At 72.8% G+C, this 13925-nt stretch carries 9 protein-coding genes; 4 read left to right on the plus strand and 5 right to left on the minus strand.

Going from position 1 to position 13925, the window contains the following annotated elements; translation table 11 throughout:
* Positions 1-30: 30 nt before the first annotated feature.
* Genes M1L60_RS26295 through M1L60_RS26305 form a run of 3 tightly spaced genes read right to left on the minus strand, consistent with a single transcriptional unit; the run spans position 31 to position 1505 of the window.
* Entirely contained in the window at positions 31-690 is a 660-nt protein-coding gene (locus M1L60_RS26295; protein WP_253240189.1) for a helix-turn-helix transcriptional regulator, read from the minus strand.
* Positions 675-1070: a group III truncated hemoglobin gene (locus M1L60_RS26300; protein WP_253240190.1), complete on the minus strand. Its 396-nt coding sequence runs from the start codon at positions 1068-1070 to the stop codon at positions 675-677. Before M1L60_RS26300 ends, M1L60_RS26295 begins: the two co-directional genes overlap by 16 nt.
* Positions 1071-1112: 42 nt before the next feature.
* On the minus strand, positions 1113-1505 hold the full coding sequence (locus M1L60_RS26305) for a cupin domain-containing protein (protein ID WP_253240191.1): 393 nt from the start codon (positions 1503-1505) through the stop codon (positions 1113-1115).
* Between the two features lie 129 nt (positions 1506-1634).
* Between M1L60_RS26305 and M1L60_RS26310 the strand changes: the two genes are divergently transcribed.
* The 4 genes from M1L60_RS26310 to M1L60_RS26325 all read left to right on the plus strand — a co-directional run bounded on the left by M1L60_RS26310 (position 1635) and on the right by M1L60_RS26325 (position 7609).
* On the plus strand, positions 1635-2783 hold the full coding sequence (locus M1L60_RS26310) for a cellulose-binding domain-containing protein (RefSeq protein ID WP_253240192.1): 1149 nt from the start codon (positions 1635-1637) through the stop codon (positions 2781-2783).
* A gap of 65 nt (positions 2784-2848) precedes the next feature.
* Positions 2849-4000 carry a thioester domain-containing protein gene (locus tag M1L60_RS26315; protein ID WP_253240193.1) on the plus strand — a complete coding sequence of 384 codons (1152 nt, stop codon included), beginning with the start codon at positions 2849-2851 and terminating at the stop codon, positions 3998-4000.
* A 113-nt stretch (positions 4001-4113) separates the two neighbouring features.
* Positions 4114-7152: an ATP-binding protein gene (locus M1L60_RS26320; protein WP_253240194.1), complete on the plus strand. Its 3039-nt coding sequence runs from the start codon at positions 4114-4116 to the stop codon at positions 7150-7152.
* 70 nt (positions 7153-7222) lie between these two features.
* Entirely contained in the window at positions 7223-7609 is a 387-nt protein-coding gene (locus M1L60_RS26325; RefSeq protein WP_253240195.1) for a response regulator transcription factor, read from the plus strand.
* Positions 7610-7634: 25 nt separating this feature from the next.
* Here M1L60_RS26325 and M1L60_RS26330 read toward each other — a convergent pair whose 3' ends face one another.
* Both M1L60_RS26330 and M1L60_RS26335 read right to left on the minus strand, forming a co-directional pair.
* Positions 7635-12806 carry a diguanylate cyclase gene (locus M1L60_RS26330; protein ID WP_253240196.1) on the minus strand — a complete coding sequence of 1724 codons (5172 nt, stop codon included), beginning with the start codon at positions 12804-12806 and terminating at the stop codon, positions 7635-7637.
* A gap of 120 nt (positions 12807-12926) precedes the next feature.
* Entirely contained in the window at positions 12927-13502 is a 576-nt protein-coding gene (locus M1L60_RS26335; RefSeq protein ID WP_253240197.1) for a sigma factor-like helix-turn-helix DNA-binding protein, read from the minus strand.
* Positions 13503-13925 lie beyond the last annotated feature (423 nt).

Genomic DNA, 13925 nt, shown 5'->3' on the forward strand with positions numbered 1-13925 from the left:
GAACGGTTGGACCGACGGCGACGCCGAAACTCATCGGGCGGGCAGGTCGACCACGCAGAGCTCGGGCTCGACGAACGGGCGCAGGGTGGCGCCCCCGACGATGTGTTCGACGAGGCCGCGGTGGGCGGCGCAGACCACCGACGGGTTGCGGCGAGCCGATTCCCGGAACGGGCACGTCCGCAGCCCCAGTCCGGACTCGATCGGCTCGGGGCTGAACTCGAGCCGGTCGAGCACCCTCACCAGCGCCGCCGTCCGGTCGGCCTCCGCCGGCACCGAGCGCAGCAGGTCCTCACCCCAGGCCCGTCCGGCGGCGACGGCGCGGTCGGTGGCCAGCTCGTCGGCCAGGGCGTCGATCAGCTGGTCGCGGGGGTCCGGGTTGCGCGTCGCCGTGTAGAAGAGCCGGGGCCGCCCCCGCCGCGGCTCGTGGCCCGCCGCGGCCTCGACCAGGCCGGCCTCGGCCAGCTGGTCGAGGTGGGCGCGGACCGTGGTCACGTGCAGGCCGAGCTCGGCCGCGAGGAGCCGGGCGTCGACCGGGCCGGCCGCCGACCGGATCGTGTCGAGGATCCGGCGGCGGCTCGGCGCGGCCAGCGCGGCGTACGGGTTCCGGCCCCCGGCCGGCTGCGCGGCGTACGGGTTCCGGCCCCCGGCCGGTGCCGGCTGCGCGGCGTCCGGGTTCAGGCCGCCGGCCATTGCAACCTGCGCTGGCTGAGGCGCCGGTGCATGGCGCCGGCGATCCGCTCGGCCTGCCGCTTGGCCAGCTCGGCCTTGGGCCCGGCGAAGCGTTCGTCGACGGCCCGGCCCCACAACTCGACCCATCGCGCGAAGTGCTGCGGTTCGAGCTGGAACTTGTTGTCGAGCGCGAAGTGCAGCTGCAGCGCGTTCCGCTTGTACGAGCCCGTGCGGAACAGCGCCGTCTCCCAGAAGTCGCACATGATCGGCATGTGCGCCTCGAGATCCATCCGGGCGATGTCGGTGAAGATCGGGCCGATCAGCGGATCAGCGAACGCCTGCCGGTAGAAGGCCCCGACCAATTCCTGTACGTCGGGACGACCGGCCAAATCTTGGGCCATGCCCCCAGCGTAGGTCAATAAAAAGGGTATCGGCCATCTTTATTAGGAGAAGCGCAAGTGACGTCGCTCAGCCTGCTCCTGCTCGCTGACCACGGTCAGGATCGGCGTCCCGGGCGGCGCGAACATGATCACCAGGAAGAGTGTCGGGCTGTCCGTGAGGTTGTTGGCGCCCCGGTAGTGGATCGTGTCGCCGCCCGGCTCGAACAGCGTGTCGCCGGCCTTGAGCACCCGTGGCCGTTCCCCTTCCAGCTCGAAGAGGAGTTCGCCCTGGATGACGTAGCCGAAGATGGGGCCGGGGTGCCGGTGCGGCGGTGCGCCGGGGTCGCCGGGGCCGAGGGTGACCGTGATGGTGCGGGCCTCGGCGCCGGCCGGGATCAGGGCGGCGGCGTCGGGCCGGGTCGCGATCAGGTCGACCCCGGGTGGCAGCTGACTCATGTGTTCCTCCTGAGCGGATTGGCGTACGAGACAGGACAGCGGAGCCCTCCCATTCGTGACATCGCTGCCATATGCAACTACAGTCATCGATATATGGGAGCGCTCCCAAATTAAGCGGAGGTGGTTGTCGTGCGAGGTCGGGTGCTGGCTGTCCTGACGGCGGCGTCGGTGGTGGTAGCGGGCGGGGCCGGGGTGCGGGCGGCGTCGGCGGCGCCGGTGTGCACGGTCGGCTGGACGGCCAACCAGTGGTCGACCGGGTTCACGGCCGAGGTGCAGGTCACCAACGGCGGGGCGGCGGTCACCTCGTGGACGCTGTCGTGGACGTTCGCCGGCGATCAGCGGGTCACCAACGGCTGGAACGCCACCGTCACCCAGGCCGGGAACGTCGTCACAGCGGCCGGCGTCGGCTGGAACGGGCCGCTGGCGACCGGGGCGTCCGCGCGGTTCGGCTTCCAGGGGACGTACTCGGGCACCAACGCCACCCCTACGGACTTCAGCTTCAACGGCGTCTCGTGCAGCGGTGACACCCCGCCACCGACCACCCCGCCCACGACGCCGCCCACGACGCCGCCCACGACGCCGCCCACGACGCCGCCGCCAGCGGGCGAGCAGGGCGATGGCTTCGAGAACCAGACGGGCAGCGTCCCCGGCGGTAACTGGGCCGTCACCTATCCCGACTGCTCCGGGGCAGGCAGTGCGGCCATCGACCGTACGGTCGCTCGCAGTGGCTCGGCGTCGCTGCGCATCAACGGCGCCGCGGGCTACTGCAACCACGTCTTCGTGCGCAACACCCAGATCCTCGGCACCACGACCACGGCCTGGTACGTCCGCTTCTGGGTGCGGCACACCACGGCACTGCCCGCCGCTCACGTCACCGCCGTGGCCATGTCGGACTCGGCCGACGGCCACCGGGACCTGCGGTTCGGTGGCCAGAACGGCGCGCTGCAGTTCAACCGCGCCTCCGACGACGCGACCCTGCCCGAGCAGAGCCCAGCCGGCGTCGCCCTCTCGGCCCCGCTGCCGGTCAACACGTGGAACTGCGTCGAGTACAAAGTCGACGGTCGTGACGGCGCCATCGAGACCTGGCTCAACGGCACCTCGGTACCGGGTCTGAAGGCCGACGGCACCCCGACCCACGACATCGACGGCCAGTGGCTCAACCGCACCTGGCGCCCGGCGCTCACCGACCTGCGCCTGGGCTGGGAGAGCTACGGCGACGGCGCCGACACCCTGTGGTACGACGACGTGGCCGTCAGCGCCGCCCGCAACGGCTGCTGAGAGACGTGGTTGAATCCCTCGCACACGAGAACCACGGGGGAGAAGTAGCAGTGAGATTTCGATTGTTGAGGCTCGTTCCCGCGCTGCTGGCCGGGGCCGGGCTCGGGCTGGGTGCGGCCACGCCGGCGTCGGCCGCCGACGCGGAGCCGCTGGCCGCGGTCGCCAAGGCCGATGGCACGGCGCGCACGCTGCTGCTGGGTGGCACGCCGACCACGGTCCGGGGCATTCAGTTGAAGGGCGAGGGTGCGCCGGCCGTGCCCGCCTTCTCGCTGTCGTTCAGCCGGACGGCGCTGACCGGTGAGGTCGACTACTCGGACATCACCTGGGCCGAGGCCGGCAACAGGAACCTGTCGTCCGCGCAGTGGGTGATCGAGCAGGGCTACCCGTCCGTCAATCGCGGCACGCTCATCGCGGCGGCCGGGGTGAAGGTGCCGCCGGGCGCGTCCGCCGCGACCGTCAACCAGCTGCTGCGGCTGGGCACGCAGGCCGCGATCTGGAAGCGGACCGACAACGTCTCGCTCGGGGCGTGGCGAGCGGGCGCGGGCCTGGGCGCCGAGAACGAGTACGCGGTCGTCAAGAAGGTGTACGACTACTTGACCCGCCGGCAGGAGTCGCTCGGCGAGCCGCAGCGCACGGTGACCTTCGAGGAGCCGGGCTATGTCGACGCACCCGAGCTCATCGTCCGTGGCCCGGGCCGGATGGCGCTGACGGTCGAGAACGGGTACGCGATCACCGACTTCCGCTACTCCGGCGGCACCTGGCTGATCACCGAGGTCTACGGCGGGGGCGGCATCGCGTTCGTGCGGTCGATCGACCCGGAGCAGACCACGAAGGTCACCGCGACGGCCGATCACGCTGTCGTGCCCGGTGTCGTGTTCCGCGGTGAGGGCGGCCCGCTGCTCACGCCGGCCGAGCCGTACGGCGACAAGGTCTCGGGCACGTTCGAGAAGAAGTACGCGAAGTGGAACGGCCCGATTCCGACGCCGAGCCCGGCGCCCGGGACGACGACCCCGCCGACCACCGCACCGACCAGCTCGCCCGCCGAGCCCAGCGCGTCGCCCACCGGCCGCGTGGGCGGTGACGGAGGCGAGGGTGGCGGGCTGCCCGTCACTGGTGCCCCGACGGGCGTCGTGCTGGCCGGGGCCGTCGCACTTCTCGTCCTGGGGGCGGGAACGGTCCTCCTGGTCCGGCGCCGCCGTCTGCGTTTCACGGCCTGACCCGCGTACGAAAATCTCCCCGGACCCACGACGGCCCGGGGAGATTTTCCGTCTCAGCAAGTGGTTCTCGGTGCCGATGAGTCGTGAGAGACCACGCGGAGGACGGGGGAGCCATGAGCCGGCGCTCGTCCGTGACGCGCACGCTGGCGTTCTCGCTCGCCTTCCTGGTCGCGACCTACGCCGGCCGCCTCACCGTGATGGACGCGACCAACCTGAGCCTGGTCTGGCCCGCGGCGGGCGTCTCCGCTGTGTGGTTCCTGGTGCAGTACCGCTCGCGCCGGCGCTCGTGGGACGTCGCGGCCCTGTGCGTCATCACGACCGCGGTCAACATGGCCACGGGCGCCTCCCTTGCCCTGGCGGCCTGGTTCGTGCTGGCCAACGTCGTCCAGGCCGGCCTGTTCGCCTACCTCGTGCGGCGGTGGCTGGCCCATCTGGTCGACGAACCCCTTTCCCGTACGCAGGAACTGTGGCGGTTGATGGCGGCCGCGCTCGTCAGCACCGGGGGCGGCGCGCTGATCGGCCCGACCGGCGTGTGGGCGGTCACCGGGGTGTACTCGTGGCCCGCGACCGCGGTCTGGATGACCCGTAACACCGTCAGCATCCTCGTGCTGGCCGCGGTCTGGTTCACCTGGCGGCACGCGTGGCGCGGCGCCTGGGCGCGGTGGGCCGGCGCCACCCCGCAGCGCCGCCTCGAGTACACGGCGGTCGTCGTGCTCTCGATCGCGGCCTACACCGCCGTGTTCGGCATCAACCACCACCTGCCGCTGGCGTTCACGCTGATCAGCCTCACCGTGTGGGCCGGTTCGCGGCTGAACACCGCCTTCGTGGTCCTGCACGGGCTGGTCCTCGGAGCAGTCGCGGTGCTGTGCACGCTCCAGGGCAGCGGCGCCTTCGCGTACGTCGGCTCCAACCCGGCGCGGGCCCTGGTCGCCCAGTCGTTCGTCGGGATGATCGCCGTGGTCGGTCTGGCCCTGGCCCTGGGCCGCGACGAGCGGGTCGCGCTGGTGGCCCAGTTACGGGCCGAGCAGAACGCCACCACCGACCAGGCCAAGCTGATGACCGCGATCGTCAACTCGATGGTCGAGGGGCTCACGGTCGTCGACGAGCAGGGCCGGCTGCTGCTGCGCAACTCGGCCGTCCGGCGGCTGCTGGGCGGGGTCGTCAGCCCCACGGATCACATGGGCAAGCCCGACTTCTACGGCCTGTTCCGCCCGGACGGCACCCCGGTCGCGCCGGACGAGATGCCGCACCGGCGGGCCTTCGCCGGGACGGACGTCCGCGGCATGGACATCCTGGTCCGCAACCCCGGCGTGCCCCAGGGGCGGCTGCTCAGCGTCAGCTCGGCCGCGGTGCCGGGCAGCCAGAACGGGGTGCGCTGCGCCGTCACCGTGTTCCACGACGTCACCGCCGAACGCCGGCACCGCGACGAGCTGGCCGCGTTCGCCGGGGTGGTGGCCCACGACCTGCTCAACCCGCTGGCCACGGTCGAGGGCTGGACGTCGTGGCTGCTCGACGCCCTCGACGAGCCCGGGGCGCCGGACGACCCGCAGGCCCGCGACGGCCTGGGCCGGATCAGCCGGGCCTCGCGGCGGATGCGCGGCATGATCGACGACCTGCTGGCGTACACCACGGCCCGTGATGCCGCCCTGGCCCCGACCCAGGTCGACCTGGGCGAGCTGGCCAACGACATCGCGATCGCCCGGATGGACCAGGCGCAGAGCGCGGGCACCCCGGTGCCGGCCTTCGACATCGGCGAGCTGCGTCCGGTCTACGCCGACCCGGTGCTGGTCCGGCAGCTGCTGGAGAACCTGGTCAGCAACGCCATCAAGTACACCGCGGCCGGGGTGGCGCCGCGGCTGCGCATCCGCACCGAGCTGGCCGACCACCTGGTCACCGTGACCGTCGACGACAACGGGATCGGCATCCCCGAGGGCCAGGAGGACAGCATCTTCGAGTCGTTCCACCGCGCCCACCGCTCCGCCGGCTACACCGGCACCGGGCTCGGGCTGGGCATCTGCAAGCGCATCGTGGAACGCCACGGCGGCACCATCAGCGCCGCGGCCGGGCCGGACGGGCACGGCTCCCGGTTCACGTTCACGCTGCCCGCCGACGCCACCGTCGTGCCGCCGCCCGAGGACACGGTCGCTCCCGCCGCCGCACCGCCGCCCGTGGCCGAGGCCGAACCCCTGGAACTCTTCTCGGCGGCCGGGTTCGAGCACGCCTCGCACCTGGTGCTCGACTATCTGCACGAACAGATGCCGCTGGCCTTCTGGGCCGTGACCCGGGTCGAGAACGGCCGGCAGACCTACCTCTACCTCGACTCCGACAACGGATACGGGCTGCGCCAGGGCCAGAGCCACCCGTGGGAGGACAGCTTCTGCATCCACATGGCCGCCGGTGACACTCCCGCCGTGACGGGGGACGCCCAAGCCGTGCCCGCGTACGCGAAAGCCGGGGTCAACAAAGGCATCACCATCGGCACGTACGCCGGGGCGGTCATCACCGAGCCCGACGGCAGCCTGTTCGGCGCGATCTGCGGGCTCGACCCCGACGTCCGGCTCCACGACCCGCGCCTGGCCGCCGCCGAACCGCTGCTCACCCTGCTCGGCCGGCTGCTGACGGCCGCGCTGGCCACCGACCGCGTGCAGGACCTGGCCACCAACGCCCTGCTGCGCGAACAGCTCAGCACCGACACCGACTCCCTGACCGGTCTGCCCGACCGCCGGGGCTGGGAGCGCATCCTCGAACGGACCCAGGCCCGGTACGAGCGTCTGGCCGACCCCACGGTGGTCGCCCTCATCGACCTCGACGGCCTGCGGACGACCAACGAGACCCGGGGCCGCGCCACCGGCGACGCCTACATCAAGGCCGCGGCGGCCGTGGCCCGCCGGGCGATCCGCGACACCGACTTCGTGGCCCGCACCGGCGGCGACGAGTTCGGCCTGGTCCTCACCCGCTGCACACCGTCCGCCGCCGAGGCCGTGATGAAGCGCATCAACGCGGAGCTGGAAGCGGCCATGGTGGCGGCGTCGATCGGCTGGTCGGCGACCGACCCGGCCGACGGGATCCCGGCCGCGCTCGACCGGTCCGAGGCTGCCCTGTATGCCGCGAAGCAACAAAAGCGCGCCGAACTGCTCTCGTCTCGCTACTGAGAACCTCTCGCGCCGGCCGCCGCGCACCCGATGGAACAGGGCACAGGCCCCTCGTCCACAGGAGCGTCCCATGCCCATGCTGCCCACCACCGTGCTGATCGCCGAGGACGACGAAGACGTCCGCGACCTGGTCGCCCTGCGTCTGGGCGCGGCCGGCTACAAGACGGTCACGGTCGACAACGGCAACGACGCCATCAGCGTGGCCAACTTCGAACGCCCCGACCTGGTCGTCCTGGACATCGACATGCCCGGCCTGGACGGCCTGACGGTCTGCCAGCAACTGCAGGGAATGGCCCGCACCTCCCGCATCCCGGTGCTGATCCTGAGCGCCCGCTCCCGCGACCTCGACGCCAGCCACGGCCGAGCCATGGGCGCCGACGACTACATCGCCAAGCCCTTCGACTCCGGCGACCTCGTCAACCGCGTAACCCGCCTCCTCGAGGACGCCCGCCGCTGACCGGCCGCCGGAAGGGCCAGGCGGGTCAGGCCGGGTAGGCCACGACGCGGTCGCGGCCGGTCTGCTTGGCTTCGTACAGTGCTCGGTCGGCGTGGGTGAGCAGCAGGCGCAGGTCCGGTGTCCGGCCGTGGGAGCAGGCCAGGCCGACGCTGATGGTGACCGGCAGCAGCCCGGCCGCGGTCGGCACCGGCTCGCCCGAGACGACCCAGTGCAGGCGGCTTGCCAGGTCCTCGGCCCGGGCCGGCGCCTGCGGGGTGACGACCGCGAACTCCTCGCCGCCGTACCGGCCCAGCACGTCGCCGGGGGCGACCACGCTGCGCAGCCGGTCGGCGACGACCCGGATGACCTCGTCGCCGACCGGATGGCCGTACGTGTCGTTGATGCTCTTGAAGTGGTCGATGTCGATCATGACGGCGGCCACCGGGTCGTGGTGCAGGCGGCCCGCCTCGGCGAAGAAGTGGTTGCGGTTGTTCAGGCCGGTCAGCCCGTCCATCGTGGCCATCCGGCGCACCTGGCTGAAGAGCCGGGCATTCTCGTATGCCGTCATGCCCTGGGCGGCGATGGCCGCGGCCACCTCGGCCTGGGCCTCGGTCACGACGGCCCGGCACCCCACCAGCAGGATGCCGAACTGCTCGTCGTGCCGCGCCACCGGGATCGCCCACCAGCTGCGCGGCATGCCGAGCAACGCGTCGAACGCGGGCGCCGCCATCCCCGTCCGCGGGCCGGTCAGATCGAACAATTCTTCCGGTACGGGATGAATCCGCATCCCCACTTGGGCCGCCGCGCCGTGGGTGGCCGCGACCTCGAGTTGCCCGTCGGCCGTCGCGGTCAGCAGCACCGAGGAGTCGGCGTCGAGCGTACGGGAAAGGCTGTCGAGCAGTCGTTGCATGACCTCGTCGGGGTCGAGCGACGAGCTCTGATCGGCCATGGCCGCGCGCAACGTCTCGGCCACGTCGCGCTGGCGCCGGGCGGCCTGCACCGCGACCTCGAGCTGGGCCGCCCGGGCCGTCTCGAGCGACACCGCGATGTGGTTGGTGATGGCCTTGAGGATGGCCACGTCGTCGGTGGTGAACACGCCCTTGGCGACCCGGCTGTCCAGGTAGACCACGCCGCGCAGCTGCCCGTCGAACTGCAACGGCGCGATCAGGATGCTGCGCAGGCCGTGCGTCTGCATGCTCTGCGAGCCGAGGGCCTCGCCCTCCTCGCTGCCGGTGACCACGATCGGCTCGGCCGTCTGGCGGACCCGGTCGACCAGGGTCGCGCTGTACCCGGTGAGCTGGTGCAGGTCGTTGCCGCCGCCGTCCCGGCCGACCAGCGGCACCAGCTGGTTGAGGCCGATGCCGGGCAGGAAGAGCAGGGCCCGTTCGGCGCCCAGGATGCGCAGCGTCTCGTCGAGCGCCACCCGGGCCAGCTCGCGCGGGTCGAGCACGGTGGCCGAGGCCAGGCTGACCTGCTGCAACGCCTCGAGGCGGCGGCGGAACAGGTCGGTCGGACGCCGGCTGTCGGTGGCCGCCCGCACCGGGCTGGCCGGTTCGGGCCGGCTGCCCGGGAACTCGTCCTCGACCCAGCGCACCCGCTGCGGCCACTGCTGCTCGGTGGCGATCGTGTGGGCCGCCTTGGCCTGCAGCGCGGCCGACGCGTTCTGGTTGAGGGCGGTCAGGGCCCGGGCCCGCACCCGGGCCGCCTCGTACGCGATCAGCGGCGCGTCCAGCGGCAGCAGCGCCACCTCGACATCGCTGAGCAGCCGCACCGCCTCGAGCGGGTGCCCGTCGAGCAGCGCGAACTCGGCCTCGGCGACCCGGTGGAACCCGGCCAGCGGCTTGTCGGTGGCCTTCTCGCCCAACCGGTCGACCGCCTCGCGGGCCGCGGTGCGCACGGCGTCCCGCGACGCCGACAGCCCGACCCGGCGCCACCGGGCGAGCCGGCCCAGCGCCTCGAAAACGTAGAACACCCGCTGCTCGGGGACCATCGAGCCGGGCTTCAGGCCGAGCGCCGCGAACTCGGCCGTGAGCTGGTCGAACGGCTCACCGAGCTGGTCGGTCTCGAACAGGGCGACCATCCGGGCCCCGTACAGATTGATCAGTTGCATGGGGTTGTCGGGGTTGGCCCGCAGGAAGCGGCGCAGCGCCTCGATGTGCGAGTCGGCCTCGTCGGCCCGGCCGAGCTGGGCGGCGATGATGGCCGCGACCGCCCGGAACGCCGCTCCCTCGGCCTCGGCGCCGGGGCCGAGCCGGGCCCGCCCGCGTCGCAGCCAGGCCTCGGCGTCGGCCGTGCGCCCGCGCTTGTAGAACTGCATGCAGACGCCGCCCACGCCGGTCAGGTAGTCGCCCAGCTCGAGCCAGCGCTCGTGCTCGATCAGCACCCGGCCCCAGATCTGCCCGTCCTCGTCGCGGCCGCCGAAGTGGCTGCCGACGCCGCGCTTCCACTCGACGTAGCCGATCAGCTCCGGGTCGCCGATCACGGCCGCGACCCCTGCCGCCCGGTCGAACAGGCGGTCGGCGTACTTCGGCTTGCCGGCCACGTCGGCGATCACGCCCAGACCGGCCATGTGCTGCGCGTACTCGCGACCGGGACCGAGCCGGTTGATCGGGTAGAGCGCGCGCAGGCTCATCACCGCGCGCATGATCCGGTGCATCCGCATGGACAGCGAATAGGTGGCGATGTCGTACAGAATCGCCTGCAACCGGAAGCGTTCGCGCTGGCGGCCGTCGGCGGTGCCGAAGCCGAGCCGGGTGCGGCCCACGAACAGCCCCAGCAGCAGCGAGTACAGGGTGGTCAGGGCCAGCCCGGGCCGGCTGCGGGGCAGCGGCGAGCCCAGCTCGGAGAGCCCGCGGCGCACCGCGTCGAACGCGCGGTCCGGGTTCCAGGCGCTGTTGTGCACCACGGCCACCAGGGCCCGGACCTCGGCCCGGCGCACCTTGTCGGGCTCGCCACGCAGCGCCTGGTCGAAGTGGCGCAGCGCGTTGGCGAACTGTCCGGTGCGGGCGCAGCTGGTGCCCAGCGCGACGTAGAAGCCCGGCTGCGGGGTGAGCTGCGCGACCTCGGCCGCCCGGGCCGCGACCTCGAGGAACTGGCGGGCCTCGGCCGGGGCGTGCTCGGCCAATGCCAGGCGACCGGCCGCGTAGCCGCTGAGATAGACCCGCTCGGGGCGGCGGCCGGGTTCACCGCGGGCGTAGTGGCGGGCCGTGGCGTACACGAAATTGGGCGCATGGAGCTGGGCGCCGTCGAGCACCTCGGCGATGCGCTGGTGCAGGCGGCGTTCGGTCTGCCCGTCCAGCTCGGCCAGCAGCGCCTCGCGGATCCGGTCGTGCGGGAAGCGGTAGCCGTCGGGCCCGGACGCGGTCACCAGCCGCCGCGATTCGGCCTCGGCCAGCAGCACCCGGGCCTGGCGGGGTTCGCTGTCGCAGACGGCCGCGACCAGGTCGACCGGGAAGAACCGCCCGGCCGCGGCCCCGGTGATCAGCAGGTGGCGGCTCTCCAGCCCGAGGCCGTCGATGCGCTGGAGCACCAGGTCGGCCGCGTCGCCGGTGACGTCGATGCGGTCGAGCCCGGCCAGGTCGAGCCGCCAGGCGCCCCAGGCCGGGGTGATCAGCCCGGCGTCGAGGACGGCCCGCACGTACTCGCCGACCGTGAACGGGTTGCCCCCGGCCCGCACGGCGAGCTCCCGCACCTCGTCGCCCGGCAGCTGGACGGCCCCCAGGTGCTCGTCGACCAGCCGGGCCACCGCGTCGTGGTCGAGCGGGCCGAGCGGGATCCGGGTGTCGAGCGTGGTGTCCATGTCGGCGCCGAACCGGTCGAGCGCGGCCGTGTCGTCGGCCCCGTCGCGGCTGGTCGCGATGATGAGCAGCGGCGTCGCGGTCAGCCGGCTCGTCATCTGTTGCAGCACCCGGCGGGTCGGGCCGTCGAGCCACTGCACGTCGTCGATGTGCACGACGGCGCCCTGGAACTCGTCGGCCAGCCCGATCAGGAAGGCCGAGACGGCGTGCACGAACTGCTCGTGACGGCTCTGCTCGCCGATCTCGGGCAGCTCCACCAGGTCGGCCAGCAGCGGCGACAGGGTGCGCAGGAGCGGCCCGCCGCGCCCGGCGGCTCTTTGCAATTTTTGTACGACGTGCACGCGCTCGGCCGTGGGCAGGCGTTCCACCGTACGCAGATACCGTTCGACCGCGCCTCGCAGCGGCGCCAGCGGCACCGGGTCGTCGTGCACGCACTTGCCGTACAGCACCAGGTCGCCGTCGACCTTGACCGCGTTGGTCAGCTCCCGCACGAGCCGGGTCTTGCCCGCGCCGGCCGGGCCCTCCACGATCGCCGCGCCGCCGGTGCCGTCGCGGGCCTGCAGCCAGCGGTTGGCCAGCGTGATCATCTCTTGATCGCGGCCGACCAGCAGGGCCGGACCCGTCGGCTGGATCGCCCGGCGGTCGGTGGCCACCGGGAACGGGCCCGTGTCGACCCGGCGCAGATCGCTGATCAGGCTCTCGCCGCTCTGATAGCGGTCGTCGGGGTCCTTGGCCATGAGCGTGGTGATGATCGTGGCCAGGGTGGGGGAGAGGCCGGGGCTGCCCTCGCGGGCGTCCGGGATCGGCGCGGTGGCGTGCTGGCGGATCAGCTCGCCGGCGTCGGTCGCGTCGTACGGCTTGCGGCCGGTGACACATTCGAAGAGCAGAACGCCCAACGCGTACAGGTCGGACCGGCCGTCGACGGGCCGTTTGAGCATGCCGGTCTGCTCGGGCGGGCTGTACGCGGGCGTGCCGGCGACCCCGCCCTCCTCGGTCCCGTCCCGCACCGCGAGTCCGAAGTCGATCAGCCGGGCGGTGCCGGCCGGCTCGACGATGACGTTGTCCGGCTTGATGTCGCGGTGCACCAGCCCGGCGCCGTGGGCGGCGGCCAGCGGCTCGGCCAGGTCGAGGGCCAGGCGCACCGCGTCGGGCTCGTCGAACGGCCCCCGGCGCAGCGCCTGGGCCAGCGAGACGCCCTCGACGTACTCCAGGACCAGGTACGGGCCGACGACCGTCTCGCCCACCTCGTAGATCCGGGGCAGCAGCGGATGCCCGACGCAGCCGAGCAGGGCGGCCTCGCGGCGGACGGCGGTGAGGGTGTTCCGGTCCGGTGAGGACAGCACTTTGAGCGCGTACTCGGCGCCGTGCCGCCGGACCCGGTAGACGGCCGTGCCGGTGCCGCGCCCCAACTCCGAGATCACCTCGAAGTCCGAAAGTGATCCGGGTGCCGTCCCAAAGATCGCGGTCAACGTGTCCTTCCCCACCCCAGCGAGCTATCCGGACGGTACGCCTTGGCCAGGGCATACACCAACCACGGAAAGTCAGTCCGGGCGCAGCCCCTCGGCGGTGAGGCGCTCCCCGAGGCGGTGCAGGGCGTCGCGCAGGCGCCATTTGGCCGTGCTCTCCGGGATGTCCAGGGTCCGCGCGACCTCCCGGTACGTCAAGCCGTCGTAGTAGGCCAGCAGCACGGCCGGCGCGAGCCGCCCGGCCGGCAACCGGCAGAACCGCTCGGCGTCCAGCGTGACCTCGGCGACCGCTCGGCCCGGCCCGATCAGATCGCCCGCCCGGAGCCCGGGGCGGCAGGTCGAGCACCGCCCGCACGTCCTCGGCGTGGATCCAGGCCTCGAAGCCGCGCTGATCAGGGCCTCCCGCAGTGGGCGGCGCACCTCACGCCGCCCGGCCAGCCGTACGGGCCGATCCAGCAGCGCGGTGTCCCGCCCGCCGACGGCGTCGAGGATGGCGTCGGCCCGGTCCCGCCACCGCCGCCGCACGGCCGGGACCTCATTCCCGGTCTCGGCGCCCGTCTGCGGCGCGCCCGGCCCGTGCGAACCGGCGGAAACCGGTTCGGCGTCGGCCGCCAGCGCGACCTGTTCGTCGTTGGCCGACAGGTGCAGCATGAGCGCCTGAATGGTGCGATGCGGCCGCGCGGGTCGCTGCCACTGCTCGGGGCGAGAGCGTCGACCTCGGCCGCGCAGCCCCGCAGGTGCTCGGCGACGGTGGCCGTCTCGCCCGGCGAGCAGTCCCCGACCGCGTACGGCCCGGCGAGGTCTCCGACATGTCCGTTCTCGACCATGAGGTCTCCGTTCCGGCGACTCCGCGCAGAGTTTGCACCGCCGGAGACCGTCCCCTGTCGCCAACCCGAAACTGTCGCGAGGGAGACAGGCCGCTCCAACCGCTCACGCGGCCCGGAGCGCGGCGTGGGCGGACAGAAACGGGACGAGCACTGGACGGGCGACTGGATTCCTAGGGCGTATCTGGCGGATCACGTGGGAGCGAGGCGAGGTCCAGGTCGTGGCTGGCGTCGGCCGCAGGGCGGTCCA

Origin of the sequence: Paractinoplanes aksuensis, assembly GCF_024137025.1 — a bacterium.
Classification (GTDB): domain Bacteria; phylum Actinomycetota; class Actinomycetes; order Mycobacteriales; family Micromonosporaceae; genus Actinoplanes; species Actinoplanes aksuensis.

What these genes read in the sequence shown, in the direction of transcription:
- M1L60_RS26295 (WP_253240189.1), bottom strand. Translation starts at nt 690, where the DNA reads ATGGCCGGCGGCCTGAACCCGGACGCCGCGCAGCCGGCACCGGCCGGG.
- M1L60_RS26300 (WP_253240190.1), bottom strand. Translation starts at nt 1,070, where the DNA reads ATGGCCCAAGATTTGGCCGGTCGTCCCGACGTACAGGAATTGGTCGGG.
- M1L60_RS26305 (WP_253240191.1), bottom strand. Translation starts at nt 1,505, where the DNA reads ATGAGTCAGCTGCCACCCGGGGTCGACCTGATCGCGACCCGGCCCGAC.
- M1L60_RS26320 (WP_253240194.1), top strand. Translation starts at nt 4,114, where the DNA reads ATGAGCCGGCGCTCGTCCGTGACGCGCACGCTGGCGTTCTCGCTCGCC.
- M1L60_RS26325 (WP_253240195.1), top strand. Translation starts at nt 7,223, where the DNA reads ATGCCCATGCTGCCCACCACCGTGCTGATCGCCGAGGACGACGAAGAC.
- M1L60_RS26335 (WP_253240197.1), bottom strand. Translation starts at nt 13,502, where the DNA reads ATGCTGCACCTGTCGGCCAACGACGAACAGGTCGCGCTGGCGGCCGAC.